Origin of the sequence: Streptomyces guryensis (genome assembly GCF_021261325.1) — a bacterium.
In the GTDB taxonomy this organism is placed as follows: domain Bacteria; phylum Actinomycetota; class Actinomycetes; order Streptomycetales; family Streptomycetaceae; genus Streptomyces; species Streptomyces guryensis.
The window spans coordinates 26358-52968 of record NZ_JAJSBI010000038.1; the positions used below are offsets into that span (position 1 = coordinate 26358).

Annotated in this window: 28 protein-coding genes; 16 read left to right on the forward strand and 12 right to left on the reverse strand. The window is 69.6% G+C overall.

Going from position 1 to position 26611, the window contains the following annotated elements:
• Positions 1-2 precede the first annotated feature (2 nt).
• From LJ657_RS43340 to mshD, 3 genes are all read right to left on the reverse strand, one after another.
• Complete coding sequence (locus LJ657_RS43340) at positions 3-1130, reverse strand: CHAD domain-containing protein (RefSeq protein WP_232655209.1); 1128 nt, start codon at positions 1128-1130, stop codon at positions 3-5.
• Positions 1111-3345, reverse strand: a complete 2235-nt coding sequence (locus LJ657_RS43345; protein ID WP_232655210.1) for an RNA degradosome polyphosphate kinase — start codon at positions 3343-3345, stop codon at positions 1111-1113. The genes LJ657_RS43340 and LJ657_RS43345 overlap by 20 nt, the downstream gene beginning before the upstream one ends.
• Before the next feature lie 539 nt (positions 3346-3884).
• Positions 3885-4811: a mycothiol synthase gene (gene mshD / locus LJ657_RS43350; protein ID WP_232655211.1), complete on the reverse strand. Its 927-nt coding sequence runs from the start codon at positions 4809-4811 to the stop codon at positions 3885-3887.
• A gap of 114 nt (positions 4812-4925) precedes the next feature.
• Here mshD and LJ657_RS43355 point away from each other — a divergent pair, with 114 nt between their 5' ends.
• From LJ657_RS43355 to LJ657_RS43365, 4 genes are all read left to right on the forward strand, one after another.
• On the forward strand, positions 4926-5072 hold the full coding sequence (locus LJ657_RS43355; protein ID WP_232655212.1) for a hypothetical protein: 147 nt from the start codon (positions 4926-4928) through the stop codon (positions 5070-5072).
• Positions 5073-5130: 58 nt separating this feature from the next.
• On the forward strand, positions 5131-6333 hold the full coding sequence (locus tag LJ657_RS43360) for an LmeA family phospholipid-binding protein (protein WP_232655213.1): 1203 nt from the start codon (positions 5131-5133) through the stop codon (positions 6331-6333).
• Positions 6334-6700: 367 nt separating this feature from the next.
• Positions 6701-6829, forward strand: a complete 129-nt coding sequence (locus LJ657_RS48420) for a hypothetical protein (protein ID WP_269787598.1) — start codon at positions 6701-6703, stop codon at positions 6827-6829.
• A 120-nt stretch (positions 6830-6949) separates the two neighbouring features.
• Positions 6950-8734, forward strand: a complete 1785-nt coding sequence (locus LJ657_RS43365) for an ABC transporter ATP-binding protein (RefSeq protein WP_232655214.1) — start codon at positions 6950-6952, stop codon at positions 8732-8734.
• A 73-nt stretch (positions 8735-8807) separates the two neighbouring features.
• Here the strand turns inward: LJ657_RS43365 and LJ657_RS43370 are convergent, their stop codons facing one another.
• The 3 genes from LJ657_RS43370 to LJ657_RS43380 form a co-directional block, all read right to left on the reverse strand.
• Positions 8808-9455 carry a Uma2 family endonuclease gene (locus LJ657_RS43370; protein ID WP_372488057.1) on the reverse strand — a complete coding sequence of 216 codons (648 nt, stop codon included), beginning with the start codon at positions 9453-9455 and terminating at the stop codon, positions 8808-8810.
• A gap of 147 nt (positions 9456-9602) precedes the next feature.
• Entirely contained in the window at positions 9603-10340 is a 738-nt protein-coding gene (locus LJ657_RS43375) for a PH domain-containing protein (protein WP_232655215.1), read from the reverse strand.
• A 54-nt stretch (positions 10341-10394) separates the two neighbouring features.
• Positions 10395-12434 (reverse strand): pectinesterase family protein, encoded by a 2040-nt coding sequence (locus LJ657_RS43380; RefSeq protein ID WP_232655216.1) that lies wholly within the window; start codon positions 12432-12434, stop codon positions 10395-10397.
• Between the two features lie 270 nt (positions 12435-12704).
• Between LJ657_RS43380 and LJ657_RS43385 the strand changes: the two genes are divergently transcribed.
• From LJ657_RS43385 to LJ657_RS43410, 6 genes are all read left to right on the forward strand, one after another.
• Entirely contained in the window at positions 12705-12875 is a 171-nt protein-coding gene (locus LJ657_RS43385) for a DUF397 domain-containing protein (RefSeq protein WP_232655217.1), read from the forward strand.
• 136 nt (positions 12876-13011) lie between these two features.
• A complete protein-coding gene (locus LJ657_RS43390) occupies positions 13012-13368 on the forward strand; it encodes a DUF6247 family protein (protein WP_232655218.1) in 357 nt (118 codons plus the stop codon).
• Positions 13365-13724, forward strand: coding sequence for a hypothetical protein (locus LJ657_RS43395; RefSeq protein ID WP_232655219.1), 360 nt, complete (start codon positions 13365-13367; stop codon positions 13722-13724). The genes LJ657_RS43390 and LJ657_RS43395 overlap by 4 nt, the downstream gene beginning before the upstream one ends.
• A gap of 130 nt (positions 13725-13854) precedes the next feature.
• The gene (locus LJ657_RS43400) at positions 13855-15066 is read left to right on the forward strand and encodes a hypothetical protein (RefSeq protein WP_232655220.1); all 1212 of its coding nucleotides are present in this window, start codon (positions 13855-13857) and stop codon (positions 15064-15066) included.
• 38 nt (positions 15067-15104) lie between these two features.
• Entirely contained in the window at positions 15105-15761 is a 657-nt protein-coding gene (locus tag LJ657_RS43405; RefSeq protein ID WP_232655221.1) for a hypothetical protein, read from the forward strand.
• A gap of 23 nt (positions 15762-15784) precedes the next feature.
• Positions 15785-16078, forward strand: a complete 294-nt coding sequence (locus LJ657_RS43410) for a hypothetical protein (protein WP_232655222.1) — start codon at positions 15785-15787, stop codon at positions 16076-16078.
• Positions 16079-16080: 2 nt separating this feature from the next.
• On the opposite strand, the gene LJ657_RS43415 is transcribed toward LJ657_RS43410, so the two are convergent.
• The 6 genes from LJ657_RS43415 to LJ657_RS43440 form a co-directional block, all read right to left on the reverse strand.
• Positions 16081-17580, reverse strand: coding sequence for a sensor histidine kinase (locus tag LJ657_RS43415; protein WP_232655223.1), 1500 nt, complete (start codon positions 17578-17580; stop codon positions 16081-16083).
• Positions 17577-18314, reverse strand: coding sequence for a response regulator transcription factor (locus LJ657_RS43420; protein WP_232655224.1), 738 nt, complete (start codon positions 18312-18314; stop codon positions 17577-17579). Before LJ657_RS43420 ends, LJ657_RS43415 begins: the two co-directional genes overlap by 4 nt.
• Positions 18315-18433: 119 nt before the next feature.
• The gene (locus tag LJ657_RS43425; RefSeq protein ID WP_232655225.1) at positions 18434-18634 is read right to left on the reverse strand and encodes a hypothetical protein; all 201 of its coding nucleotides are present in this window, start codon (positions 18632-18634) and stop codon (positions 18434-18436) included.
• A 30-nt stretch (positions 18635-18664) separates the two neighbouring features.
• The gene (locus LJ657_RS43430) at positions 18665-19723 is read right to left on the reverse strand and encodes a S1C family serine protease (protein ID WP_232655226.1); all 1059 of its coding nucleotides are present in this window, start codon (positions 19721-19723) and stop codon (positions 18665-18667) included.
• Between the two features lie 233 nt (positions 19724-19956).
• Positions 19957-20979, reverse strand: coding sequence for a LacI family DNA-binding transcriptional regulator (locus LJ657_RS43435; RefSeq protein ID WP_232655227.1), 1023 nt, complete (start codon positions 20977-20979; stop codon positions 19957-19959).
• 97 nt (positions 20980-21076) lie between these two features.
• Positions 21077-21856: a winged helix-turn-helix transcriptional regulator gene (locus tag LJ657_RS43440; RefSeq protein ID WP_232655228.1), complete on the reverse strand. Its 780-nt coding sequence runs from the start codon at positions 21854-21856 to the stop codon at positions 21077-21079.
• 186 nt (positions 21857-22042) lie between these two features.
• Between LJ657_RS43440 and LJ657_RS43445 the strand changes: the two genes are divergently transcribed.
• From LJ657_RS43445 to LJ657_RS43465, 6 genes are all read left to right on the forward strand, one after another.
• Positions 22043-22906 (forward strand): alpha/beta hydrolase, encoded by an 864-nt coding sequence (locus LJ657_RS43445; protein ID WP_232655229.1) that lies wholly within the window; start codon positions 22043-22045, stop codon positions 22904-22906.
• 60 nt (positions 22907-22966) lie between these two features.
• A complete protein-coding gene (locus LJ657_RS43450) occupies positions 22967-23221 on the forward strand; it encodes a MoaD/ThiS family protein (RefSeq protein ID WP_232655230.1) in 255 nt (84 codons plus the stop codon).
• 2 nt (positions 23222-23223) lie between these two features.
• A complete protein-coding gene (locus LJ657_RS43455; protein WP_232655231.1) occupies positions 23224-24360 on the forward strand; it encodes a hypothetical protein in 1137 nt (378 codons plus the stop codon).
• Positions 24361-24584: 224 nt separating this feature from the next.
• Complete coding sequence (locus LJ657_RS43460; RefSeq protein ID WP_232655232.1) at positions 24585-25337, forward strand: LmeA family phospholipid-binding protein; 753 nt, start codon at positions 24585-24587, stop codon at positions 25335-25337.
• A gap of 198 nt (positions 25338-25535) precedes the next feature.
• Positions 25536-25616 (forward strand): Ms5788A family Cys-rich leader peptide, encoded by an 81-nt coding sequence (locus tag LJ657_RS49250; RefSeq protein WP_350751515.1) that lies wholly within the window; start codon positions 25536-25538, stop codon positions 25614-25616.
• A 131-nt stretch (positions 25617-25747) separates the two neighbouring features.
• Positions 25748-26587 (forward strand): sulfurtransferase, encoded by an 840-nt coding sequence (locus LJ657_RS43465; protein WP_232655233.1) that lies wholly within the window; start codon positions 25748-25750, stop codon positions 26585-26587.
• Positions 26588-26611: the final 24 nt, after the last annotated feature.

Genomic DNA, 26611 nt, shown 5'->3' on the forward strand with positions numbered 1-26611 from the left:
GCTCAGGGCGTGCTCACCGCCTGCTTCTGCCAGGACCGCTGGAAGGCGAAACGGGCCGCCTCCACCTCGTGCCGCTGGTCCGCGTGCAGTACCCCGAGCGCGTACGCCGTCGCTGGGGCGATCCGGGGGGTGCGGGCCGCCGAGGCCGCGGCCGCCGCCGCCTCCGAGGCGTCGCGGTGCCGGTCGAGGGCCTGGCCCGCGGCCAGCAGGCGGAGGTCGACGGGGCCGCCGGTGCCGTACAGGGCCTCGCGGGCGTAGCGGTGCAGGCGCAGCAGCAGGCGGACCTGGTGCCAGGGGGCGTCCTGGGGGTGCGGGGACGGGTCCGGGGAGAGGCCGTGGATCAGGGCCTCCGCGTTGTAGGGGCTGCCCGCGGTGACGAGGGGGAGCGCGGTGATGGCGTCGGTCAGACGCTCCTCGGCGGCGGTGGCGAGGGGGTGGAGGTCGGTGGTGGCGGCGGTGGGGGTGAGGGGGACCTCGCTGGCGAGTACGGCGATTTTGTCTGCGACGGCGTGGAAGCGGGAGGAGCCCAGTGCCTGGAGGGCGGTGCTGTGGGCTCGGGTGCGGGCGAGGGTGAGCTGGCGCTCCAGCAGGGCGCCTGCTTTGGCTGCGCCGACTGTGAGGTTTCCGCGGTCTGTTGTGGGCGGTGGAGGACCGGCGGTGGCTTGTGCCGTTGCGCTCACCCGTTCCGCCCCGGCGGAACGAGTGCCCACAACGGCGCCGATGGCTGAAGATGTGGCCGCCGTTGCAGACTGGGCCGGGAAAGCCGCCGCCCCGGACAGCCGATGCAGTGCCAGCAGCAGGCGTTCCTGCCTTGCCGCGTAGGCGTGTTCCAGGGACAACGTGCCGGACAGCCAGGCCAGTTCGGGCTTCAGGACCTCCGACCACTCCGTTTCCAGAAGGGGGCGGAACGTGTGCAGGCTGCCGCTGATGCGGCGGACCGAGCGGCGCAGGGCACGGGCCGCGTCGACGGGATCCTCCGTGCCGTTGGCGCTCGCACCGCCGGTTTCCCGGTGCAGCCGCAGGGCGCGCAGGAACTCCGTGGCCTGGGCCCTCAGGTAGGCCGCGAGGGCTTCGCCTGTGGGGGAGGGCCCGGCCGTGGGGTCCGTCGGGTCAAGGTGTTGCTGTGCCACGCCGGCGCCTCCGGGCGTCTATGAGCATCTCCTGGACGTTTCGCAGGGGTTGGCCGTCCGCGTCGGTGGCGTGCCGAATCCATTCGCCGTCCGGGCCGAGGTGCCAGGACGCGGTGGTGTCGGACATGCCGGTCTCCAACAGCCGGTTCAGGGCTGCGCGGTGGGCCGGGTCGGTAACCCTGACCAGGGCCTCGATACGGCGGTCGAGGTTGCGGTGCATCATGTCGGCGCTGCCGATCCACACCTCCGGTTCGCCGCCGTTGCCGAAGGCGAAGACCCGGGAGTGTTCGAGGAAGCGGCCGAGGATCGAGCGGACCCGGATGTTCTCCGAAAGGCCCGTGACGCCGGGGCGGATCGCGCAGATGCCGCGGACCCACACGTCGACCGGCACGCCGGCCTGGGACGCTCGGTAGAGCGCGTCGATGAGGGCCTCGTCGACCATGGAGTTGACCTTGATGCGGATGAAGGCCGGACGGCCCGCACGGTGGTGCTGGGCCTCCTTGCTGATCCGCGCGATCAGGCCGTCGCGCAGGGACTTGGGGGCGACGAGGAGCCGGCGGTAGGTCTCGCGGCGTGAGTAGCCGGACAGCCGGTTGAAGAGGTCGGAGAGGTCGGCGCCGACCTGGGGGTCCGCCGTCAGCAGGCCGAGGTCCTCGTAGAGGCGGGCCGTCTTGGGGTGGTAGTTGCCCGTGCCGACGTGGCTGTAGCGCCGTAGCGTGTCGCCTTCCTGACGGACCACCAGGGACAGCTTGCAGTGGGTCTTCAGGCCGACCAGGCCGTAGACGACGTGGCAGCCGGCCTCTTCCAGTTTGCGGGCCCACTTGATGTTGGCGTGCTCGTCGAAGCGGGCCTTGATCTCGACCAGGACGAGGACCTGCTTGCCGGCCTCGGCGGCGTCGATGAGCGCGTTGACTATGGGGGAGTCGCCGGAGGTCCGGTACAGGGTCTGCTTGATCGCGAGGACGTCGTCGTCCTCGGCCGCCTGCTCCAGGAACGCCTGCACCGACGTGGAGAAGGAGTCGTACGGGTGGTGCAGCAGCACGTCCCGGCTGCGCAGCGCGGCGAATATGTCGGGCGCGGACGCCGACTCGACCTCCGCGAGGTCGCGGTGCACGCCGGCGACGAACTTCCGGTACTTCAGCTCGGGACGGTCGAGGCCGGCGACACGGAAGAGGCCCGTGAGGTCCAGGGGGCCGGGGAGCGGGTAGACCTCGGCCTCGCTGATCTTCAGCTCGCGGACCAGCAGGTCCAGGACCTCGCGGTCGATGGACTCCTCGACCTCCAGGCGCACCGGCGGCCCGAAGCGGCGCCGCATGAGTTCCTTCTCCAGGGCCTGGAGGAGGTTCTCGGCGTCGTCCTCCTCGACCTCCAGGTCCTCGTTCCTCGTCAGCCGGAAGGCGTGGCTCTCCAGCACCTCCATGCCCGGGAACAGCTCCTCCAGGTGGGCGGCGATGACGTCCTCGAGGGGGACGTACCGGCCGGGGGAGCTCTCCAGGAAGCGGGACAGCAGCGGCGGGACCTTGACGCGGGCGAAGTGCTTGTGAGCGGTGACCGGGTTGCGTACGACCACGGCCAGGTTCAGGGAGAGGCCCGAGATGTACGGGAAGGGGTGCGCGGGGTCGACCGCGAGGGGGGTGAGCACCGGGAAGATCTGGTGGCGGAAGAGGGTGAACAGACGGGCCTGCTCCTTCTCCGTCAGCTCGCTCCAGCGGACCAGGTGGATGCCCTCCTCCGCGAGGGCGGGTGCGACGTCCTCGTGGTAGCAGGCGGCGTGCCGGGCCATGAGCTCGCGGGAGCGGGCCCAGATCATCTCCAGGACCTCGCGGGGCTGGAGGCCGGAGGCGGAGCGGGTGGCGACACCCGTCGCGATACGGCGCTTGAGACCGGCCACCCGGACCATGAAGAACTCGTCCAGGTTGCTGGCGAAGATCGCGAGGAAGTTGGCGCGCTCCAGCAGGGGGGTGTTCGGGTCCTCGGCGAGTTCGAGGACCCGCTCGTTGAACGCCAGCCAGCTGCGCTCCCGGTCGAGGAAACGGCCCGTCGGCAGCTGGGGCCCGTCGTACGGTGCCTCCTCGTACGCGTCGAGGTCGGCATCGATGTCGGGTTCCAGGTCGGAGACCGCGGCCGACACGGTGTGCGGGCGGTGCGCTGCGATGGAGCCCACGGAGGGCTGTGCGTGCTGGACCTTTGCCTGGGCGGTGTCTGGCTGGCTCATGAACCCATTCTTCCGCGTTCCCAGCGATACGGGCGCGTCGGAAAGCGCGGGCGGGAGTGCCTTTACGGAGTCAGGGCCGGAGCGGAGGGCGTCCCCGTTCCCCGCGGGCCCCTCGGGGGACGGCGAAGGCTGTGGCACGGAGGGCGTCATTGGGCGAGCGTCGCAAGCCTGTCTGAACCGTTGGTTACGGCGACATGGCGTGCGGGATATCTGGGGGCGGCTCCGGGGCGTCCACGTCGGCGGGACCGACGTGGGAACCCACTGGGAGCCGCCCCGAGGATACGTACGTCCATCCCGGCGTGGAAGGACGTACGCGCATCGGATGCCTCACACCGTGCGGCGGCACACAGGCGACCCGCGGGCTCCGGACCCGCGCCTTCCAGCTCGCCACCATCCCGCGGGCTGTCGGCCTGCGAAAGTCGAGCGTTGGTGGCCTGGGGGGTCTGCCGGCCGTAGCCGGTGCGGAACCTTCAGCCCGTCCGGCGTTCGAGGACGAGGCCGTAGGCCGATGGGGGGTCTGGGGGCGCGCCCCCAGGGGGTCACGTCTCCGTGCGGTACATCAGATCCGTCTCGTACGTGGTGAACCCCAGCCGCTCGTACACCGACACCGCGGCCTTGTTGTCACCGTCCACATACAGCATGGCGGTCGGCAGCCCCTGCGCCTCCAGGTGCCGCAGGCCGATCGTGGTCAGGGCCTTGCCCAGCCCGCCGCCCTGCGCCCCCGGCCGCACCCCGAGGACGTACACCTCACCCAGCCGGTCGGCCGCATGGATCTTCGTCCAGTGGAAGCCGACGAGTTCGCCGCCGCGGAAGGCGAGGAAGAAGCCCGCGGGGTCGAACCACGGCTCGTCCTCGCGGTCGTCGAGGTCGCGCTGGGTGAGGGAGCCCTGCTCGGGGTGGTGGGCGAACGCGGCGGCGTTCACCGCGAGCCAGGCGGCGTCGTCCTGGCCGGGGACGAAGGTACGGACGGTCACACCTGACGGCAGCACCGGCTCGGGCAGGTTCAGGTTCGCCAACGGCCGCCGCATCTGCCGCAGTTCACGGAAGAGCGTGAGCCCCAGCACCTGCGCGAGATGCCGCGCCGCGGAGTGCCCGCCGTGCGCCCACACCCGCAGCCGCTTGCCCGAGGCCGCGAGGAGCGCCGAGCCGAGCGCCCGCCCGTGCCCGTGCCCGCGGTGCGCGGGGTGCACGACCAGCTCGGCGGCCGGCGCCTCCACCGGGTCGGTGTCCTCCAGCTGCGCGTACCCCACGAGCTCGTCGCCGACGCTGAGCAGCAGATGGGACACGCCCTCGCGTGCGCCGCCGCGCAGCTGCAGCCGCCCCTGTTCGGACACCGCCTGCTGGCCGTCGTCCTGGGCGGCCGCGGCGAGCAGGGAGAGCACGGCCTCGGTCTGCTCCGGGGAGAGCACGGAGTAGGTCTCGATGGAGCGGTTCCGGCCGGGCCGGACGGTGTCGTCGCTGGTCATGCGTACGAGAGTAAGCCGAGGGGGCCGCAAAGTGAGGGGTGAGGAAGGGGCGAAGAGACCGCATGGCCGCTTCGACCGCGTCTACTCGGTCATGAAGAGCACTCGGGCGGCGGCGTGTGCTTCACGACGCTCGGGCAGGGCACCGGTGACCTGGTGGGCACCGATGATCTGGCGGTGCTGGAGAAGTACCTGACGGCCAACTCATCGGCGGGCAGCCTGATTTCGCCCCCGGCGGCCGACCGGATCACGATCGTGAGCTAGATCGCATACCTGAGGCAGAGGTTGCGGGTGGGGGGCGTGCGCATGGTCGGATGGCTCGATGCGTTCCCCCCACCACATAACGACGCAGCCTGGTACAAACATCAACGACTTTTTCGCGAGTGCCTTTGTCGCGAGCGAGGCCGAGGAAGAGGAAGACGAACCCTGGGCGCCGCCCAACCACCGCCGTAACGGCAGCCGCCGCAGGCGAAAACGCTTCGCGGGCCTGCCGCTCGCGCTGAAGGCGGTGGTGGGCGTCGTCGTCCTCGCCGCCTTCCTCACCCTCGCCGACCGCTGGGCGCTGCTGTACGCCGAGCGCCGGGCGGCCGATGAGCTCAAGGACCGGATGCACCTGAGCGCGGCGCCCGAAGTGGACATCGACGGCTTCCCCTTCCTCACCCAACTCGCCGACGGCCGACTGAAGTCGGTGAAGGTCACCGTGCCGGACGTCGCGGCCGACCGCGTCACGCTGGCCAGGGTGACGGCGACCGCACACGACGTACGGCTGAACGCGCCCGACGGGCCGACCTCCGTGCGGGGCGCGGGGATTCCCCGGCTCGACGGCGACGTACTGCTCTCCTTCGACGACCTGAACCGCGAACTCGGCGCGTCCCAGGTGACGTTCACGGGCCAGGGCCACGACCGGGTGCTGGCGCGCGGCACGATCCCGGTGGCCGGACACGACCTCCGGCTGCGGGCCGACGCCCGTATCGGCCGGGACGGCGAGCACGGCATCGCCACCCAGATCGGCGGAATGCGGCTGGACATCGGGGACCTGGCGACCTACCGGCCGGGCACGCGTGCCTCCCAGGGCCTGCATCTGACCCGCACGTCCGCCGCCCGCCTTGCGCACGAGACGAACAAGGTGAAGGCCCTGTTCGCGGTTCCGGAGGTGGTACGGCGGCTCGGCGTACCCGACTCCGCCGTACGCGCGGCGCTGCGCTCGGACGCCGAGCTGGCGCGGGTGACGGGCTCACCGCGGTTCATCCACCGGGCCATGCGCCTCAACCTGATCGACCTGGCGCTGGAACACCCGGCCCTGCTCAAGCGCCTCGGCTTCGACCCGTCCCTGCTGGACGCCCTGCCCCGGCTCACCCGCCCGGTCCTGGCCGACCGCCTCTCCCTGGGCTTTCGTCTGCCCACCCCGCACCCCGGTGAGCTGCGGCTCCGTGATGTGCGGGTGGAGAAGGACGGGATCAGGGTGCGGATCGAGGGGGCGGGGCTTGCGGTCGGCAGCGCCCGCGGCACCGATGGCGCCCGATAAAAGCTGTGTGAGTGCGGATTCGGTTCCGCAAATGACATATGAATCTCCCACAGGATTCACTCAGCAACCTCTAAGGCGTATTGGCCTTTTCCTGCTTCGGGAATGCCGTAATGTTTTCCATGTCGAAAGCGAACGACGTGAATCGAAGGAGAACATCATGAGCTTCCACAAGATCGTCCCGGTCAAGAAGGCTCACAAGCCCGCCCCGGCCCCCAAGAAGAAGGCCCCCAAGAAGCCCGCGCCGAAGCGCCCTGTCGGCCACAAGTGCTGACGCGGAATTTATCTCGGTAAAACTGAGCGATTCAAAGCAAGTTCAAAGAAATTCACGGCAGGTCACAGCAATTCACAGCCAGAAAGGCAGAATGTCATGAGCTTCCACAAGATCGCCCCGGTGAAGAAGAACGACTGCAAGAAGGGCGCCCCGGCCCCCAGGAAGAAGGCGCCGAAGAAGCCCGCCCCGGCCCCGAGGCGCCGCCCCGTCGGCCACCAGGGCTGAGCCACGCCGCGAGGCGGGGTCACCGGTCAGCGAGCACTTCGCTTGCCCCGGGGGCCCCGCCTCGGCCATGTCCACGTGCCGCGAGCCGTTCAAGGGCCGTGCACGCGAAGGGAGTTGACCATGAGCGAGGTCCGTGAGGCCTTCCGCCGTTTCTGGCCGCTGACCCGCGGCGACCGCAAGTGGCTCGCGGCGATCGTCGCCTGTGTGGTGGTGTCCGCGCTCGCCGAGACCGCCTCGATCCTGCTGTTCGCGGAGCTCACCGACAACGCCCTGAAGGCCGGCTCGCTCTCCGCCTTCTGGGGTCCGGCCGGCGCCTGGCTGGCCGTCGCCGCGCTGGGCGCGCTCGTCGGCTACCTCGGCAACTCGCTCGCCACCTGGACCGCGGAGAGATTCGTGCTGCGGCTGCGGGCGGGCGTCTTCCGGCACGTCCAGGGCCTGCCACCGCACTTCTTCCAGAAGCACCGCCAGGGCGACCTGGTCGAGCGGCTGACCGGTGACGTCGAGGCCATCGAGCAGATGGTGGTGTCAGGCGTCGTCGGCACGGTGTCGGCCGCCTTCTCGGCGGTCTTCTACTCCTGTGCCGCCCTCTACCTGCGCTGGGACCTGGCCCTGGCCACCTTCGTCCTCGCTCCCCTCTTCCTCCTCGCCGCCCGCCGCTTCTCCGGCCGTATCAGGACGGCCTCCCAGGACGAGCGGGTCGCCGACGGCGCGATCACCTCGGTCGTGGAGGAGTCGCTCGGCAACATCGTCCTCACCCAGGCCTACAACCGCCGCCGGGACGAGGAGCAGCGCCTCGACCGCGAGGCCCGCGCCTGGATGACGGCATCGGTCCGCGGGGCCCGCCTCAGCGAGATGTACGAGCAGTTCGTGGAGGTCGTGGAGACCCTCTGTGTCCTGGCGGTCATCGGGCTGGGCGTCTGGGAGATCTCCGCCGGCCGCATGACGCTGGGCCGGCTCCTCGCCTTCGCCGCCTTCATCGGCTACCTCTACCCGCCGGTCCGCAACCTCGGCCGGCTCGGCCTCACCCTCACCGCGGCGACCGCGGGCGCCCAGCGCCTGAACGAGATCCTGGACGCGAAGCCCGCCGTCGACGACCCCGCCGAACCGGTCGCCGAATGGCCGGTGCGCGGCTGGGTCGCCTTCCACGACGTGTCCTTCCGCTACCCCGAGTCCCGCCGCGCCTCCCTGCGCGACGTGACCTTCACGGCGGGCCCCGGCGAACTGGTGATCGTCACCGGCTCCAGCGGCGCCGGCAAGTCGACCCTCTCCAAACTCCTGACCCGCTTCTACGACCCCTCGCAGGGCGCGATCACCCTGGACGGCGTCCCGCTCACGGACGTACCGCTGGAGTTCCTGCGCGAGAACGTGGCCCTGCTGCCCCAGGAGACCCTCGTCCTCAGCGGCACCATCCGCGAGAACATCGCCTGCGGGCGGCCGGGCGCGAGCGACGAGGAGATCGAGCAGGCGGCCCGGGAGGCGGCGGCGCACAACTTCATCACCGCCCTGCCCGAGGGGTACGACACCCACCTGGCACCCGGCACGGCCGCCCTCTCCGGCGGCCAGCTGCAGCGCGTCGCCATTGCCCGCGCGATGCTGCGCGCCGCGCCGGTCCTGGTCCTCGACGAACCGACCGCAGGCCTCGACGCGGTGGCCGCCCGCCAGGTGGTGACACCGCTGCGCAAGCTGATGGCGGGCCGTACGACGATCATGATCACGCACGATCTGAGCCTCGCGCCGGACGCGGACCGGATCCTGGTCGTCGACCGGGGCCGCCTGGTGGAGGCGGGCACCCACCGGGAACTCCTCGCCCGCTCTGGCGCCTACGCCCGGCTCGCCGAGCCGCTGCCGGACGCCGTGGCCGACGTACCGCCGACGCACGACGAGACGATGATCCTCAGGTGGTAGGCCCGACCGTGATCCGCAGGCGGTGGCTCTGAGGGTGCAGCCGAGCCCCCGTACGGTCTGGCCGCCGCCCGGTTCACCCCCGCTTGGGGCCGGTGATCGCCTCGCCGATCACGAAGCCCTTGGCGGGGCCTTCGGGGATGGTGAGCTCTGTGCCGTAGGGGACGCGGTGGATGTCCTCCCAGTCGGCCTTGTCAGGGCGCGGACCCGTGAAGACCGTGACGGCGCCCGCACCGTCGTAGTCGTCGATGATCACGTACACGGGGATGTCGGCGCGTGCGTACTCACGGCGCTTGCGGATGCGGTCGCGGTCCTGGTTGCGCTTGCCGGGGGAGACGACTTCGACGACGAGCTGGACGGCGGAAGCTTCCACCCCCAACCCTTCCTCGTCGGCATGCGGCTCCAGGTCTTCTGGAGCGACGAATGCGTCTGGGATCCACCCTTTGCGCTTGTGGATGACATTGGTGTCCTGGTGGCACGCGTGCTCGCCGCCGTCCAGGAATTTATCCAGTGCTCGCCGCAGGCGGTTCGTGATCTGGGCGTGGGTCAGACGTCCGGTGGGCGACACCTCGATGGCTCCCTCGATGATCTCGGCGCGGTAGCCCTCGGGGAGTTCCATGGCCTTCCAGGCCTGCCATAGGACCTCGTCCAGGTCGGGTCCGTTCAAGGATTCAGCGGGAGCGTGGGACATGGTCTCGGGCCTCTCGTGTGCGAGAGCGGTCAAGGCGGCACCTCCTCCTCAAGTCTGGGCTGGGTGTGCCTGCGGCACAAGCAACGCGATCACCGTAGCCACGGCGATGGGGATGACCTGGGGCGTTGTCGTGGGATCACTCGATCGGGCGATCGGAAGGCGAACGGGGGACCGGCAGGGCTACGGCTGCTGTGCGAGGGAACGCGGCGGGTGGTTGGTCCAGTACCACCGGAGGCCGGCGCCCAGGACGCCGAAGAAGGCCAGCGGCACGCAGACGAACAGCAGGAACACGTGCTCCGGACGCCCGGTGGCGACCAGCCCGATGTCCAGCACGAGCATGGCGAAGAACATGATGAGAGCGCCGTACGCAGCCCATGTCCACGCCTTGCGCCGAGCCGCCCGCCGCAGGATCCGCTCCTCGACCTGAGGCCGCCGTTCCCAGGTGAGGCTGCGATAGGGGGCCGCGGCCAGGCACAGGTCGGAGACTTCCGCGTAGGGGTCGGCCAGCTGCCAGTCGTCGAGGTGCCGGAGCAGGAAGCGGCGGCCTTCGAGGTCATAGAGGTAGGTGAGCCACTGGGGAGGCGTCCGGCCCGAGCCGCGCGGAGCGTGCTCGACCCGGATGTCGTACACCTCGTGCCAGGCCCAGGTACGCGACCGCAGGGTCCCCTGCGCGGTGATACCTGCGGCCGTGACCCGGGTGTGCGCCCGGAACTGCTCCAGGGCGACCCGCAGGACGGTCAACGCCATCAGCGCCAGGAACACCCATGCCGCCCATCCGGTGCGATACGGATCGTCCAAGGTGTGCTCGACCTGGATGAGGGCGTTCAGGCACAACACCCCCACCACGACGAAGTACGGCCCCGGTGGCCAGCGCCGTCTTCGGTACACCCGCTCGATCCCGCCCGTGTCCCCGCCCATACGCCCTCCCCGGCATCCGTGTCCGAGGTGATCGTAGAGCGGGGAGCTGTGGCGTCAGGAGGCGGTCGGCGTCCAGCCGGCCAGCCAGTCCGCGACCTCCTGGTCCGCGGCCTGCGCGTCGGTCAGCTGCGGCCGGTCACTGCTCGCCGCACCCGACCCCGCCCCGGTGTTCTTGTACTCGGCGAAGCGGTCGTCCTTCCAGGAGAAGCCGCTCATGTCGGTCCACGGGGTGGTCCTGACCGCGGCGCTCAGGCTGGTGTTGCGGACCGTGGTCTGCGGGTCGAGGGTCGCGTCGCCGCCCGCGTGCCACGGCCGCCCGAGGTAGAAGGACCGGTCGGAGACATCGCCGTTCACCGTGGAGTTGGCGATCAGGATGCCCTTGCGGTTGGCGGCGGTGCTGGGCGCGGTGACGAACCCTGCCGACGTGCCGTTGTAGCGCTTCTTGAGCGTGATGACGGACTTGTCGATCACCGCGGTGGCCCGCCCGAAGATGAAGTCGACGTTGCCGACGACGTAGGAGTTGCTCATGTAGACGCGCCCGAGCTTCTCCTTCGCCGCCGTGTCCACCAGCAGCGTGTCCTGGTCGCCGCTGACGATGACGCCGTCCAGGAAGACCTTGTCGGAGCTGGTGCGCAGGGCGACCGCCTGCTGCGCGATGTCCTGGTGGGCGGCCTCGTCGAAGTCGTTGGAGATGGTCAGGTTGCGGGCCTGGAAGTCGTCGGCGTCGACGGCGACGGTGGCGCTGCCGCCGGTCCCGTACGTACCCGACCCGTCGGGCTTCTGCGTCCCCGCCGCGTTGTTGTAGACGATCACCGTGTCCTTACGGCTCGCGCCCGTGCCCTGGATGGTGACGTGCGGCTTGTTGGCCGGGACCTTGACCAGCTCGCGGTAGGTCCCCGGCTTGACCGCGATCACGACCCGGGAGGTGTTGTTCGCGGGTACGGCGTTCACGGCCGCCTGCACGGTCGTGTACTGCCCGCTGCCGTCCTTGGCGACGGTGAGGGTGGTGGCAGCGGCGGACGTGGACGTGGTCGTGGCCGTCGTACCGATCGAACTGCGCGGCCCGGCACCGGACTTGAGCAGCGACGGCACGTCGGCGGCGTTGTCGAGCGTGTAGCTGTAGTAGCCCTTGGGGTCCCAGGCGGCGCCCGGCCCGCCGCTCTCGTTCCTCCCGCTCGTCCCGGAGAAGACGCTGCCGCGCTGGACGAGGGTGGCGGTGCTGTCCCTGATCACCGGGTTGTTGATGCCCTGGAAGTAGGAGTTCTCCAGCAGCATGTTCGTCTCGCCGCGCGAGTAGTCGCCGTACGAGGACTTGATGTCGGTCCCCGCGTCGTCCTCCAGGTAGTTGTTGTAGAGGTGCGCGTGGGCGACGTTGTCGGTGGACGGGTTGCGCTGCTCGGTCTCGCGGATCCAGTTGTGGTGGACGGTGATGTTCGCGGTGACGTTGGGGGTCCAGCCGATGCCGAAGGCCTTGTTGTCCTGGCTGAGCTTGTTCCAGGACACGGTCAGGTAGCTGGTGTCCTTACGGCTGTCGATGAGCCCGTCGGCCATGTGCCTGATGTCGTTGTGATCGATCCAGACATGGTGCGCGCCGTCCATCTGGATGCCGTCGAAGTCGTGGTCCTTGTCGTTCCAGGTGCCCTGGTACGTGTCCCGGATGGTGAGGTTCCGGATGATCACGTTGTGGATGCCCTGGCCGAGGAAGAACCCGCCGCCGACGATCTGCCCGGCCGTTCCCGACCCGACGATGGTCTTGTTGCTCTGGACCTTGATCTCTTTCCCGACGGGATCGATGTTGATGGCGGCGGCGACGACGATGACGTAGGGGTCGGAGGCCGTGGCGTACTTCTCGAGATCGGCCTGGGTCTTCACGGTGACGGTCTTGCCGTCACGGCCCCCATAAGTGCCGTTCTGCCCAAGGGCGTTGACGGAGGCGAAGCCGTCGGCGGTGGCGGTCGCCCAGGCGGGGAGGGTGGCGGCGGAGGCCTTGGGCTGGGCGCCGGGGAACAAGCCGTAGGCCAGGGTCCCGGCGGCCGTGAGGGCGAGGGGGACGGTGAAGGCGAGAGCGGTTCTGCGTCGGCGGTGCTGAGCCATGGGGGAATCCGTTCCGTGCGGGGGATGGACAGGACCGGTGATGGGTCGTCACCCCGTGCGGAAAGGTTGCCGCGAACTCGCTCGCCGTCGATGTGAAAGCCGTACGAGTGGATCGTCCTGTCTTCGCTCGAACGGGTGATCTGGAGTCGTCTCCCCAGGGCAGTCCGCGTTCGTGGCGTTCGTGGCGTTCGTGCGGGGTGAGGAGGTACGGGCGTACGAGGTGGGTGTCGAGCTCGAAGGGCCATACGTCGAGGGGATGGTGGGCCGGGGGTGCGGTCAACGGTTGTCCGGTGGCCGGGAGTTGGGCCGGGACTGCTCGGTGCCGTCCCCGTTCGCGACAGCAAGACACCGACGGCCGGCCTGCTGTTCTTCTCGGCCGCGTCATGGTCCCGGTTCGTCGACGGGGTCAAGGGTGAAGGAGGCGGGCGCACGTTCGGGTGACATATGCCAGAAGCCCTGATGTTCGAGGCGTAACCGCCAGCACGCTGGATCTCGTGGCCACCACACGAACGACTGATCCACGAGATGCGAGGCGGCTATGGTCGTAGAGACGAAGCGTCGAAGGAGGGCATCGGTCATGACTGCTCACGCCACGGAAAACGACCAGGTCATCCCGCCCATGCCCGAGCGGACGCCGAAGGCGCTGCGAGCGGCCATCGCCGAGCACGCTCCCGAGCTGCTGCCCGACTTCGACAGGCACTGGAAAAGGGCGATCGCCAGGAGCGCCGACACATTCAGTCTCCCTCCTGTGCCGGCGTTCATGGCCCTCTGGTGGGGCGAGTACGCTCTTGCCCGCGATCCCAAGCTGGACGCGCACGTGCACGATCTCGAAATCCGGGCCTCGGAGTCCACCGACGGCGCCGAGGCCAGGGCCCTTCTCGAAGAGGCTTCGAAGATTCGTCACCGAGTGCAAAAACTGGAGCCCGGCGAGTGACCGACGGGTTTATGGGGCCGCCCTGGCACATGGACTGGACGCTCGATGCCCGCGCTGCCTTCGAGGCAGTGCCCAACCACGTTCGTGAGATCGTCCTGGCCGCACGTGTCGAACTGGTCACGGCGAAGGACCCTTATTTCCGGGGTATTGAGACGGATGGCCGCCTTCCTGATGGAACGCAGGTCATGCCGGTCCGTTCCAGTGATCCGAAGGGTGCTCGTCTGCTCCTCTTCGACGATGAGAACGGCTGGCTCAAGTACACGTTCGTACCTCGCATCGCAGACCCGCAGATCACCGTGGAGGAGTTCTTCTGGCTGGGAGTCGAACCGTCTACGGAACCTCCGGCGGAGCCGTAGCCGCCCCGCTGGCCCACCATCCCCAATATTTGCTAATGAACATGCCAACGGCCCGCCAAACCCGCCACTACCGCATGTAGTGTCCCCCCGCAGCGCCGGACACTGACATGACGTCAACAGGGGAGTGGCCGTGGCAGGCTTCCGCACGCCCGCGCAAGGCGACTTTCACGCCTACGCAAATCTCACGAAACAGCAGGGCGACCATCTGACCAGGCTCGGGCAGTGGAGCAGCAACGAGTGCGCAAAGGTCGACGGCCTCGACGGACTGCTCGTTCTGGCACGCGCGTTCGTCCCTGACATCTCGACTTTCTTCAGCGACAAGTTCGCGCAGTGCCAGCGGGGCATGGGGGTGATCGACGACAAGATCCAGCGTACGAGCGCCGCCTACACCAAGGTCGACCAGGACAACGCGGCGGATCTGCGCAACCTGTACCCGCAGTCCTCCTTCTCCTTCCCGGACATTTCGACACTCCCCGGCGCCTCACACCTCGGCAACTTCACCGACGAGGACGTCGAACTCAAGAAACTCGACGACGCCGACGGGACCACGTCGAAGAGCATCCATACCGCGCTCCTGCTGGCCAGGAACAGCACCGATCTCAAAGCCGCGGAGCACGCCTTCCAGTGGTGCACCGGCCAGAGCCTGGTCGAGCTGATGCTGACGCCCCTTTTCGGCGAGTACGGACGGCTGAGTTATCTGGGCGACGCCTACGACGAGTTGGGCGATGCGGCTTACACGGTGGCCGGAACGCTGCGCAAGGGGTCCTGGCGGCTCGGCAGTGAGTGGTCCGGGGAGACCGCGACGAACTTCGACTCGTACCTGTTCCGCTGGACCATGGGCATCGGCGGTGTCGGTGACGCCGCCAAGATCGCCGGGAAGGCCTTCAAGGACGGCTATCACGTCGTCGTCGGACTCGTCTGGGAGGCGCTCAGCGAGATCGGGAAGCTGATGGACGACGGGATCAAGAAACTCGCCGAGCAGTTCGCGGAGATGATGGCCGGCGACGCCGCCATCGAAGTGGTCGGCCTCGGGCCCGAGGACCCGGTCGCGGACGTCGTGGCGGGCATCTGGACCGCCGACAAGATCTACGACATGTACAAGACCGTCAGGCTCATCATCAACGTGATCGGCATCATCCAGACGATCTTCGAGAAGATCTCCGCTGCGGTGGACGCCATCAAAGAGGGCGTCCAGAAGGCGTTGGACTCCCTGGAGTCGCCGCCCCCGACCATCGGCAGTCTCATCGACGACGTGGAGCAGCGCGGCTTCGAGTTCGAGAAGGGCGGCGGCTGGTCCCCGACCATGGGCGCGTCCCGCATCGCGCTGCTCCCCGCGGCCTGAACGAAGGAATCCGACGGGGAATCCAACGAAGGAATTCAATGAACCAGTTGCTCCAGTCCCTTCAGGAGTTCACGGTCACCGCCGACTACAGCCGGTCGCAGACCACCTGGGAGGTGCGGGAAGCCGGGCAGCATGCGCCCGTGATCCTTATGCACAAGGATTCCCCGTACCACTCCATGCCCGAATACCGGGTGTTCGCCGCGGAGCGCCCGGACGAGACCCTGGGCTTCGTCACCCCGTGGGTGCCGTTCTCGGCCGATCGCAGGCAGGTCGGCGAGGTGCGCTCCCCGGAATGGCACCGGCATACCGGCGCGTGGACCCTGGTCCAGAATGACCTCGGGGAACTGACCGGGCAGCCGAAAGGCCTGAACACCAGACTGCGCCGTGCCCCGGTCATCAACTGGTACCTCAGCCGCCCGAGCGTCGACGCCCTGTTGTCCGCGCAACACCGTTTCTCCGGGCCGCAGTCCGAGGGTTTCGACTTCGCCCGGCGCGCGGGGATCCGGGCCACCTACGAAGTCACGGTCCATGACCCCCGCGTGAACCGGCTGCTGATCCTCGCCTGGGTCCTGCACTTCAACGGGCACCACTCCGCGGATGTGCGCATGACCGCGGTCGACCTGACCACCAACCCGTTCAGTGGCCTCGGGGACGCACGCCGGGCCAAGAAGCGCAGGCAGACCGGACAGAACTGAGCCGAAGGAACCGGAGAGCGACCATGTCTTCCTACAACGCCCGCAATATCCAGGGCACCTACAACGCCTACGGCCCCGGAGACCGCCAGGACCAGGACGACCCCGCTGCCCAGCGGCGCGCGGCCCAACTCGCCCAGCTCGGCGAGGAGTTGGTGGCGGGCCAGACCTGGCGACAGAAGGAGATCGCCGACAGGATCTACCACGAGCTCAAGGGCGGTGCCCATGTCGAGGACATCGAGCCCCTCATCATGAAGCTGCGCCGCACCACCATCGAGGACGCCCGCGACCGCGGCACGGACGGGCGCGGCCGACGCTGAGACTACGGCACCTCCGGCGGAGGCATCGGCGCCCCCGGCAGCCGTACCGTCGCCACCGTGCCGCCGCCCTCCGCGCGGGCCAGCGTGACTTCGCCGCCCGCCTGCTCCACCGTCCGAGCGACTATCGACAGACCCAGGCCCGAGCCCGGCAGCGCACGCGCACTGGGCGAACGCCAGAAGCGGTCGAAGACGTGGGGGAGTTCCTCGGCGGGGATGCCGGGGCCATGGTCCCGGACGGTCAGGATGCCGCTGCCGAGCTGCACCTCGATCGTGCCGCCCTCGGGGCTGAACTTCACCGCGTTGTCGAGGACGTTGACCACCGCGCGCTCCAGGGCGGACGGCTCCGCCCGTACATACCAGGGTTGCAGGTCCGCCGTGATCGTCAGTTCCGGCCCGCGCAGCCGCGCCCGGCGCAGCGCCGCTTCCACGATGTCCTCCAGCGAGACCACCTGGACGCGCTCGCCCCGCTGCCCCTCGGACCGCGACAGCTCCTGGAGGTCGCCGATCAGCGCGGCCAGTTCGGTCATCTGCGCCTTCACGGAGGCGAGGAGCGCCTTGCGGTCGGCCGGGGGGATCGGGCGGCCGGTCTCCTCACTACGGGTGAGGAGTTCGATGTTGGTGCGGAGGGAGGTGAGGGGGGTGCGGAGTTCGTGGCCGGCGTCGGCGATGAGCTGCTGCTGGAGGTCGCGGGAGCTGGCGAGGGACGACGTCATCGAGTTGAAGGAACGGGAGAGTCGGGCGATCTCGTCCTCGCTGTCGTCCTCCACGGGGATACGGATGCTCAGGTCCTCCGTGCGGGCCACGTGTTCGACGGCCTCGGTGAGTCGGTCGACGGGGCGCAGGCCGGCGCGGGCGACTGCGAGGCCTGCGGCGCCGGCGCCGAGGACTCCTACGCCGGAGACGAGGAGGAGGATCAGGGCGAGGTCGTTGAGGGTCTTCTCGGTGTTCTTGAGGGGGACCGCGATGAGCAGTGCGGTGTCGGGGTACAGCTGAGGCGGGCTGCCGGGGCCCTGGGTGACGAGCAGAGGCGTGGTGAACACGCGTACGGCATTTCCATCGGTGTCGGAGCCATTGCGGATGACCCCGTCGAGAAGATTCCCCCTGTCGCTGCCCACTTCCTTGATCACGTTCTTGTCGGCGCTGGTGACCTTGACGGTGCCGGCCGAGGTCGAGGACACGCATGGCGTCCCGTCCGCCTTGACCAGCTGAATGTAGCTGTTCTGCGTCCGCAGGCCGCTGCTGTCGTTCTGGTCGGTTTGGCCGGTCTGGTCGGGTTGGACAGTGTGGGGGCAGGCATCGAGGAGGTCCGCCACCTGGCCGTACCGCTGCGGCTGCGACATCTTCCTGAGGTCGGCGTTGACCTGCTCGTACAGCTTCCCCTGCACGATGAACCAACAGGTCACCGAAACCGCCGCCACCGCAAACGCCACCGCCGCGGCCACCAGCATCGCCAGCCGCGAGCGAATCGGCAGCGTCTGGAAGCGGCGCAGGACCTTCCTCACTCCGCGCCGCCCTGCCGCAGCACGTACCCCACGCCCCGCACGGTGTGCACGAGGCGCGGCTCGCCGCCCGCCTCCGTCTTGCGGCGCAGGTACATGACGTACACGTCAAGGGAGTTCGACGACGGCTCGAAGTCGAAGCCCCACACCGCCTTCAGGATCTGCTCCCGTGTGAGCACCTGACGCGGGTGGGCCATGAACATCTCCAGGAGGGTGAACTCCGTGCGGGTCAGCTCCACCGGGCGCCCGCCCCGCGTCACCTCCCGCGTCGCCAGATCCATCCGCAGGTCGGCGAAGGTCAGCGCCTCGTCCTCCTGGAGGGCCCCGGCGGCCGCCGCGGCGGCGTACGAGCTGCGCCGCAGCAGAGCCCGCACGCGGGCGAACAGCTCGTCCAGCTCGAAGGGCTTGACCAGGTAGTCGTCGGCTCCGGCGTCCAGGCCCGTAACCCGGTCCCCGACCGTGTCGCGCGCCGTCAGCATCAGGATCGGCGTCGTCGTGCCCGCACCCCGCATGCGGCGTGCCGCGGTCAGGCCGTCCATGCGCGGCATCTGGATGTCGAGGACGACCAGGTCGGGCTGGTAGGCCGTCGCCTTCTCCAGGGCGTCGGCGCCGTCGACCGCGACCTCCGTGTCGTAGCCCTCGAAGGCCAGGCTGCGCTGGAGTGCTTCGCGTACGGCCGGCTCGTCGTCGACGATCAGGATGCGCTGCGGGTCACGGTCGCCATCGGCGGGGCTCATGGGCTTCGGATTCCTCGGGTGCGGTGGGACGACAGGAGCTGAGGGAGCTGGCACTGCTGAACGCCTTCAGCCTCGCATGTTTCCCTGCGGGCACGTGAAGAGCAGGAGCAGCGGCAGGATCAGCCGCGCATCGCCCCGATCCGGTTCAGCGGCACCTTGCGGCGGTGCGGGCGGGCGGCCGAGGTGTGCAGGCCCATCATCTGCGGGGCCACCTCCGGCGCCCGCGTCGTCGGCGCGTGCAGTTCGTACGCCACCGTGAGGGCCAGGGCGAGGCCGGCCGCGTCGGTGCCGGCGACGGTGTGGGAAACCTGCTGGATCATGACGTACTCCCTGCTGGTGAGGTGGTGGGTTCAGCTGCCGCCGGCCCGCAGCGTGGCCAGGTCGGACTTGACGGTGTTGATCGGGATGGCGAAGCCGAGGCCGACGCTGCCGGCGTCCGACGAACCCGAGGACGACTGCGAACTGGCCGAGTACATCGCGGAGTTGATGCCGATGATGTTGCCCCCGGCGTCGATCAGCGCGCCGCCGGAGTTGCCCGGGTTGAGGGACGCGTCGGTCTGGATCGCCTTGTACGTCGTCGTCGACGAACCCGTGTCGCCGTTGAACTGCCGGCCGCCGAAGGAGAACGGCCACTGGCCGTCACCGCCGCCCTGGCCCTGCTGGCTCTGGCCCTGGCTCTCGTCGGTCGAGACGGTGACGTCGCGGTTCAGGGCCGAGACGATGCCGCTGGTGACCGTGCCGCTCAGGCCCTCGGGGGAGCCGATCGCCACGACCGTGTCGCCGACCTGCACACCGGAGGAGTTGCCGAGGGCGGCCGGCCTCAGGCCGGAGGCACCCTCCATCTTGATCAGGGCCAGGTCCTTCTTGCTGTCGGTGCCGACGACCTTCGCGGTGTACGACTTCCCGCTGCTGGTCGTCACCTTGATCGACGAGGCACCGGAGATGACGTGGTTGTTGGTGACGATCTCGCCGCCGCTGGTGATGATCACGCCGGAGCCGGTCGACGAGCCGTTGCTCAGGGTGGCGCTGACCTCGACCACGCTCGGGCTGACGGCCGCCGCGATGGTGGCGACGTCGCCCTTCTTGCTGGACGGCACCACATTGGTGCTGGTGCTGCTGGTGGCTGCGGTGTCGTTGCCGGTCAGCTCCTGGAAGGCGTACGCGGTGCCGCCGCCGATCGCCGCGGCGACTACCGCCACGGCGGCCAGCAGGGCAAAGGGACCCCGGGCCCGCTTCTTCGGCGCCGGAGCGGCCGGCTCGACCGTGACCTGCTGCACCGGCGGCTGTGCCGGCGGGGGCGGCCACTCGGGGTTCACAGGGGAGGAGGCGTGCTGCGGGGCGCCCTGGTACGGGTTCCCGTAGCTGTCATAGCTCTCGTACTCGCCGCTGCGGCGGAAGCTCTCGGTCATGACAACGAGCTTGAACCGTGACCATGAGAGCTTCCTGAGTGTCGGCTGAGAAGCCCGGCAGAACCTTGTTTGCCCGATATAAAGACGCTTCTCGCAGCCAGGCGGCGCTTCTCAGCCAAGCTTCACGCAAGCGCCCCGTCAGGGGCGCGGGGCTGTATCGACAGGCGGCGCCGCCGCGTGGGCGCGACCCGCCACACGCAATCCGCAGACGAATGACGGCCGAACCGGCGGAGCTACTCGCAGCCGCAAGACCCCCGCGCCACCAGGCGCGAAGGAAACGTCTTCAACCGCTCCCGCCGGGCACCGGCCACCCGCAGCCCGTCGTCGAGCACGAGGTCCACGGCCGCGCGGGCCATCGCGGGGCGGTCCGACGCGATCGTGGTCAACGGAGGATCCGCAAGCGCCGCCTCCTTGATGTCGTCGAAGCCGGCCACCGCCAGCTCCCCGGGCACCTCGATGCGCAGCTCGCGGGCGGCCCGCAGCACGCCGATCGCCTGGTCGTCGGTGGAGCAGAAGATCGCGGGCGGCCGCCGCGGCCCGGAGAGGATCTCCAGAGCCACGCGATACGCGTCGTAGCGGTTGTACGGCGCCTCGAAGAGGCGGCCCTCGGTGGAGATCCCGGCCTCGTCCATCGCGCGCCGCCAGCCCTCGACGTGGTCGGAGACCGGGTCGCCGACCGCCGGGGTCTCGGCGGTGCCGCCCATACAGGCGACGTAGTCGTAGCCGTGCTCGATGAGGTGGCGTACGGCGAGCTGGGCGCCGCCCAGGTCGTCGGTGACGACGGCGACGTCGTCGATGGCCTCGGGCCGTTCGTGCAGCAGCACCACCCGGGCGTCCCAGGCCTCGATCTCCGCGGCGGCCTGGTCGTTGAGTGCGTGGGAGACGAGGATCAGCCCCGAGACCCGCATGCCCAGGAAGGCGCGCAGGTAGTGGACCTCGCGCTCGCTGACGTAGTCGGTGTTGCCGACGAGCACCATCTTTCCGCGCTCGGAGGCGGCCTGTTCGACCGCGTGCGCCATCTCCCCGAAGAAGGGTTGGCGTGCGTCCGGGATGATCAGGCCTATGAGGTCGGTGCGCCGGGACGCCATCGCCTGGGCGACCCGGTCCGGCCGGTACCCCAGTTCCTTGATGGCGGCGAGGACACGCTCGCGCGTGGCCGGGGCGACCGGCCGGGGTCCGTTGTTGATGACGTAACTGACGACGGCGGTCGAAGTTCCCGCAAGCCGCGCCACATCATCCCGAGTCACCTTGGCCACGCGCGGAGTCTACGCGGATATACCCGCCCTGGGCAGGGCGAGAAGGAGCTTCCCCCGACACCTTCTGTGCGGAAGCAATGCCCCTTCCCGCGGTCCGCTATGCCTCGGCCGCCACCTCGGCGGCGTCCAGAGCGGCGGTCTCGTCCGCATCCTCCGGCTTTGCCCGGTCTGCCTTGGCCTTGGCTTCGTCGGAGACCCGATCGGCCTTCTCGGGAGTAACGAATCGATAACCGACGTTCCGGACGGTCCCGATCAGCGACTCGTGCTCGGGGCCGAGCTTGGCGCGCAGGCGGCGTACGTGGACGTCGACCGTCCGGGTGCCGCCGAAGTAGTCGTAGCCCCAGACCTCCTGGAGCAGCTGCGCGCGCGTGAAGACGCGGCCCGGGTGCTGTGCGAGGTACTTGAGGAGCTCGAACTCCTTGAAGGTGAGGTCGAGGACCCGCCCCTTGAGCTTCGCGGAGTACGTCGCCTCGTCGACCGACAGGTCGCCGTTGCGGATCTCCATGGGGGAGTCGTCGTTGACGATCTGCTGCCGGCCCATGGCCAGCCGCAGCCGCGCCTCGACCTCCGCCGGGCCGGCGGTGTCGAGGAGCACGTCGTCGATGCCCCAGTCGGCGGTGACGGCCGCGAGGCCGCCCTCGGTGACGACGAGGACGAGTGGACAGCCGGGGCCCGTGGAGCGCAGCAGCTGGCACAGGCTGCGGACCTGGGGCAGGTCACGGCGGCCGTCGACGAGGATGACGTCGGCGCCCGGGGTGTCGACGAGGGCAGGGCCCTCCGCCGGGGCCACTCGCACGTTGTGCAGGAGCAGGCCGAGGGCGGGGAGCACCTCCGTCGACGGCTGGAGGGCATTGGTCAGGAGCAGCAGAGAACTCATACGTCTGGTTCCTCCTCGGTCCCTGCGAGGACGTGTGCGGTGCGGCACTGCGGACTGCTCTGCGATCCCGGGGCCCGTACACCTGCGGTCACCTGAGGTTTCCCGCGTCGTATACAACGCTTCCGAAAGCACAAAAGGACCCGGGGGCTACGTTGCCCGAGTCCTCTGCCCAGCAGAATAGCCCACATGAGGACTGGTCCGGCAGGTCATGTGGCGCGATCCACCGTTCGTCCGAATCCTGAGACGGGCAGAGGGGGGCCTTTCCGTACGTTTCTGCGCACGGACGACGGGGTTGCGATCGATTCCGTATACGACCCGGGTGCGGTCGTATACGACGCCTCCACGCCACCTTCCGTTGTCCCGGTGTTCGTTGTCGCCCACGGGTTCACGGGCGATGTGGACCGGCCGCATGTTCGACGGGTGGCGGAGGCGTTCGCGCAGTACGGGGCCGTGGTCACGTTCTCCTTCCGCGGCCACGGTGCCTCCGGCGGCCGCTCGACGGTCGGCGACCGGGAGGTCCTCGACCTGGCGGCCGCGGTGGAGTGGGCCCGGGGGTTCGGGCACGCGCGCGTGGTGACCGTCGGCTTCTCGATGGGCGGCTCCGTGGTGCTGCGCCACGCGGCGCTGTACGGAAAGGGGCGCGAGGGGCGCACCGAGGCGGCGACGGACGCCGTGGTCTCGGTGAGTGCCCCCGCCCGCTGGTACTACCGGGGCACCGCCCCTATGCGGAAGCTCCACTGGCTGGTAATGCGGCCGGAGGGCCGGCTGGTGGGCCGCTACGGATTCCGTACCCGCATCCACCATCGGGAGTGGGACCCGGTGCCGCTGTCCCCGGTGGAGGCCGTACCCCGGATCGCCCCCACGCCGTTGCTGATCGTGCACGGCGACCGGGACGGCTACTTCCCGCTCGACCACCCGCGCATGCTGGCCGCTGCCGCGGGTGACCGGGGCGAACTCTGGCTGGAGCCCGGCATGGGCCATGCGGAGCACGCGGCCACCGACGACCTGCTGGCCCGTATCGGGCGCTGGGGTGCCGCGCAGGCGGGCTAGCCTGGCCGGGTACACCGCCGATCCGCTACGACCACTGCCCACCACTACTAGAGGAACCGGATGTCAAAGGTCACGGTGCGCTACTGGGCCGCCGCGAAGGCCGCGGCCGGGGTCGCCGAGGAGCCGTACGACGCGGCCACCCTCGCCGAGGCGCTCGACGCCGTGCGCGCGCGACACCCCGGAGAACTCACGCGCGTCCTGCGGCGATGCTCGTTCCTCATCGACGGTGACCCCGTGGGCACCCGCGGGCATGAGACGGTACGGCTGGCCGACGGCGGGACGGTCGAAGTGCTCCCGCCGTTCGCAGGAGGGTGACGATGACCGACCAGCCGTACGAGGGTTCGTACGACCCGTACCAGCAGCAGGCGTGGCCCGGCGAGCAGCCACAGCAGGGCTATCAGCAGCAGGGCTATCAGGGGCAGCAGGGGTACGACGACCCGCACGCCGCCCAGGCTCAGCAGTACCAGCAGTACGCGCAGCAGTGGCAGGGGCAGACCTGGGAGCCGCAGCCGCAGCAGCCCTACGGGGTGACGGGGCAGCCGCTGCCGCAGGAGGGCCAGTTCCAGGGCCAGGCTCCGGCGTGGAACCAGGCGGCGCAGCCGCAGGCACCCGCGCCCGTGTCAGCACCCGACGAGGCCGCCGACGAGGAATCGGATGAGGGCGACTACGGTCCCGCGACCCTCGTCGGCAACTCCCGGATCACGGACGCCCAGCGCGCCCGCGAGGAGGGCCGGTCCCCGATCATCGAGCCGGGCATGCAGCCGGCCGGGCTCACGGCGCTGCTGGGGCTGCTCGTCTCCGGCGCGGCGGCGGTCAACTCGTACGCCCTGCTCGTCCCGCTCATCGCCCTGCAGGCGGTCACCGCGGCGGGCTGGTTCCGGCTGAACGGGATGTGGCCGGCCCGCCAGGGCATCGCGCTGGCGTTCCTGGGCGCGCTGGCCGCGGACGTCGCGCTGCTGGCCGCGGGCCGGGAGAACGCGCCCGCGGCGATCCTGGGCACCCTCGGCGTCTGGGTCCTGCTCACCCTGGTCCTCCAGCTGCGCTCGCACGCGGACCCGGACGAGCGGATGTACGGCCTGATGGCGACCGTCGCCTCGGCGGCGCTGTCCATCGTCGCGGCCGGATACCTGGCGGCCGAGCCGGACGCGGTGACCGTCGGCGCGGCCGCCGCGGCGGTGGCCGTCCTGGCCCGCGCGCTGCCGCTGCCCACTCCGGCGTCGATCGTGGTCTCCCTGCTCGCCGCGGCGGGCGCGGGCATCGCTGCCGGCGGAATGACCGGTTTCGGCGCGAGGGGCGCACTGCTCGGCGCGGGCGCGGCAGCCTGCGCCCTGATCGGCCACCGGGTGGCGAGCTACGACTACCCGTCGAGGTTCGTGCACTTCACGGCGGGCGTCGCCCTGCCGCTGACGGCCGCGGCACCGGTGGTGTTCGTCCTGGGGCGGGCGCTGGCGTAAGTCCAGCCCGTCCGGCGTTTGAGGACGAGGCCCTTCAGGGCCGAAGCAGAGGTCTGGGGGCGGCAGCCCCCAGGTCGCGGTCGCACCGACTCCCGCGACCCCTGTCACAGCTGATCGACAATGGCCCGGTCGAAGCCTCCCGCAGGGTTACTCTCGCGCCAGGACGGCCACCCGGCCGTCGTGACCGTTGTCATCGTCGTCCGGCCAGGTGGGGGAAACACCGAATGCGCGCCCTGCGAATACTTCTGATCGTCGTCGTGGTCCTGGGCGGCCTCTTCGTGATCGCGGACCGCGTCGCGGTCCACTTCGCCGAGAACGAGGCGGCGGACAAGGTGAGGACCACCGAGAACCTCGCCACCACCCCGGACGTGTCCATCAAGGGCTTCCCCTTCCTCACCCAGGCCGCCTCCGGTGAGCTGGACGACGTCCAGATCGGCATCAAGGACTACGAGGCCGACACCGGCACGGGCACCGGCACCAGCGGCACCAGCGGCCCGAAGTCGATCCGCATCGACGACCTGAAGGCCGACATGAAGGGCGTCAGGTTCTCCGGCGACTACAGCTCCGCCACCGCGGCCACCGCGACGGGGACCGCCACGATCGCCTACGACGAGCTCCTCAAGGCGGCCAAGTCCGAGCCGACGCAGCTCTTCCCCGGCATCAAGGCCCAGGTCGTGGGCCTCTCGGACGGCGGCAACGGCAAGATCAAGGTGGACGTCAAGGTCACCGCCGCGGGCGCCACGCAGACGTATCCCGTGCTCAGCTCGGTGACGGTCGACGGCGACACCGTCAAGGTACACGCGGACAACCTGCCCAAACTGGTCGTCGATCTCGCGGACTCCCGTATCCGCTCCATCACCGACTTCCAGCAGGCCATCCACCAGCTGCCGGGCGGTGTGAAGCTGAACAGTGTGCAGGCCGGGCAGAACGGTGTGGAGATCACGGTGAAGGGTTCGAACGTCAGGCTCGCGGGGTAGTACGACGGGCGGTGGACGCGAGGTGTCCGAAAGGCGAGACGCGCCCGTCCGCACCGCAGATGTGATGACCGATACATCCACCCGGAGGTCGTGCGGGCACGCCCCGGGTGTTGATCATTTCTCATATGCCGGACGATCGCGTCTCACGATACGACACGGCGGTGACACGCCCCGCTGTACGTCCCTACGATCGAGCCCATGAAGCGACAGGCGGACCTCACGAAGCGGCGGGCAGTCGACCTGTGCCGCGTCGCCGCCATGCTCTGTCGCCCCTTCTGAGCGGAAGGCGCAGACCTCCGCATCCCCCGCCCTGCTCAGGGCACTCGTGCGCGCCCCGGCCCACCGCCGGAGGCACCCCGCACCCCTTGCACTCGCACGCCCCGCCGCAACTGCCCCGGAGGAGAAAGAGCATGAGCCGCAGCGACGTCCTGGTCGACGCCGACTGGGTCGAGGCCAACCTCGACAACCCGAACATCGCGATCGTGGAGGTGGACGAGGACACGTCCGCCTACGAGAAGAACCACATCAAGAACGCGATCCGCATCGACTGGACCAAGGACCTGCAGGACCCGGTCCGCCGCGACTTCATCGACCAGGAGGGCTTCGAGAAGCTCCTGTCGGCGAAGGGCATCGCCAACGACACGCTGGTGGTCCTCTACGGCGGCAACAACAACTGGTTCGCGTCGTACGCGTACTGGTACTTCAAGCTCTACGGCCACGAGAGCGTCAAGCTGCTCGACGGCGGCCGCAAGAAGTGGGAGCTGGACGCCCGCGAGCTGGTCGAGGAGGTCCCGGAGCGCACCGAGACCACCTACACGGCCAAGCCGCAGAACAAGGCGATCCGCGCCTTCCGTGACGACGTGGTGGCGGCCATCGGCTCGCAGAACCTGGTCGACGTCCGTTCGCCCGACGAGTTCTCCGGCAAGCTGCTCGCTCCCGCGCACCTGCCCCAGGAGCAGTCGCAGCGTCCGGGTCACGTCCCGTCCGCGCGCAACATCCCGTGGTCGAAGAACGCCAACGACGACGGCACCTTCAAGTCGGACGACGAGCTCAAGGAGCTCTACGCCGAGGAGCAGGTGGACCTGGCCAAGGACACCATCGCCTACTGCCGCATCGGTGAGCGTTCGGCCCTGACCTGGTTCGTCCTGCACGAGCTGCTCGGTGTCGAGAACGTCAAGAACTACGACGGCTCGTGGACCGAGTACGGCAGCCTCGTCGGCGTCCCGATCGAGCTCGGCGCCAACAAGTAAGAGCTGTAGCAGGTAAGCGCTGTA

Coding starts and splice junctions, on each gene's coding strand:
- LJ657_RS43345 (WP_232655210.1), bottom strand. CDS start 3,345: ATGAGCCAGCCAGACACCGCCCAGGCAAAGGTCCAGCACGCACAGCCC.
- mshD (WP_232655211.1), bottom strand. CDS start 4,811: ATGACCAGCGACGACACCGTCCGGCCCGGCCGGAACCGCTCCATCGAG.
- LJ657_RS43360 (WP_232655213.1), top strand. CDS start 5,131: ATGCGTTCCCCCCACCACATAACGACGCAGCCTGGTACAAACATCAAC.
- LJ657_RS48420 (WP_269787598.1), top strand. CDS start 6,701: ATGAGCTTCCACAAGATCGCCCCGGTGAAGAAGAACGACTGCAAGAAG.
- LJ657_RS43365 (WP_232655214.1), top strand. CDS start 6,950: ATGAGCGAGGTCCGTGAGGCCTTCCGCCGTTTCTGGCCGCTGACCCGC.
- LJ657_RS43375 (WP_232655215.1), bottom strand. CDS start 10,340: ATGGGCGGGGACACGGGCGGGATCGAGCGGGTGTACCGAAGACGGCGC.
- LJ657_RS43380 (WP_232655216.1), bottom strand. CDS start 12,434: ATGGCTCAGCACCGCCGACGCAGAACCGCTCTCGCCTTCACCGTCCCC.
- LJ657_RS43390 (WP_232655218.1), top strand. CDS start 13,012: ATGACTGCTCACGCCACGGAAAACGACCAGGTCATCCCGCCCATGCCC.
- LJ657_RS43405 (WP_232655221.1), top strand. CDS start 15,105: ATGAACCAGTTGCTCCAGTCCCTTCAGGAGTTCACGGTCACCGCCGAC.
- LJ657_RS43410 (WP_232655222.1), top strand. CDS start 15,785: ATGTCTTCCTACAACGCCCGCAATATCCAGGGCACCTACAACGCCTAC.
- LJ657_RS43420 (WP_232655224.1), bottom strand. CDS start 18,314: ATGAGCCCCGCCGATGGCGACCGTGACCCGCAGCGCATCCTGATCGTC.
- LJ657_RS43425 (WP_232655225.1), bottom strand. CDS start 18,634: ATGATCCAGCAGGTTTCCCACACCGTCGCCGGCACCGACGCGGCCGGC.
- LJ657_RS43430 (WP_232655226.1), bottom strand. CDS start 19,723: ATGACCGAGAGCTTCCGCCGCAGCGGCGAGTACGAGAGCTATGACAGC.
- LJ657_RS43440 (WP_232655228.1), bottom strand. CDS start 21,856: ATGAGTTCTCTGCTGCTCCTGACCAATGCCCTCCAGCCGTCGACGGAG.
- LJ657_RS43445 (WP_232655229.1), top strand. CDS start 22,043: ATGAGGACTGGTCCGGCAGGTCATGTGGCGCGATCCACCGTTCGTCCG.
- LJ657_RS43450 (WP_232655230.1), top strand. CDS start 22,967: ATGTCAAAGGTCACGGTGCGCTACTGGGCCGCCGCGAAGGCCGCGGCC.
- LJ657_RS43455 (WP_232655231.1), top strand. CDS start 23,224: ATGACCGACCAGCCGTACGAGGGTTCGTACGACCCGTACCAGCAGCAG.
- LJ657_RS43460 (WP_232655232.1), top strand. CDS start 24,585: ATGCGCGCCCTGCGAATACTTCTGATCGTCGTCGTGGTCCTGGGCGGC.
- LJ657_RS49250 (WP_350751515.1), top strand. CDS start 25,536: ATGAAGCGACAGGCGGACCTCACGAAGCGGCGGGCAGTCGACCTGTGC.
- LJ657_RS43465 (WP_232655233.1), top strand. CDS start 25,748: ATGAGCCGCAGCGACGTCCTGGTCGACGCCGACTGGGTCGAGGCCAAC.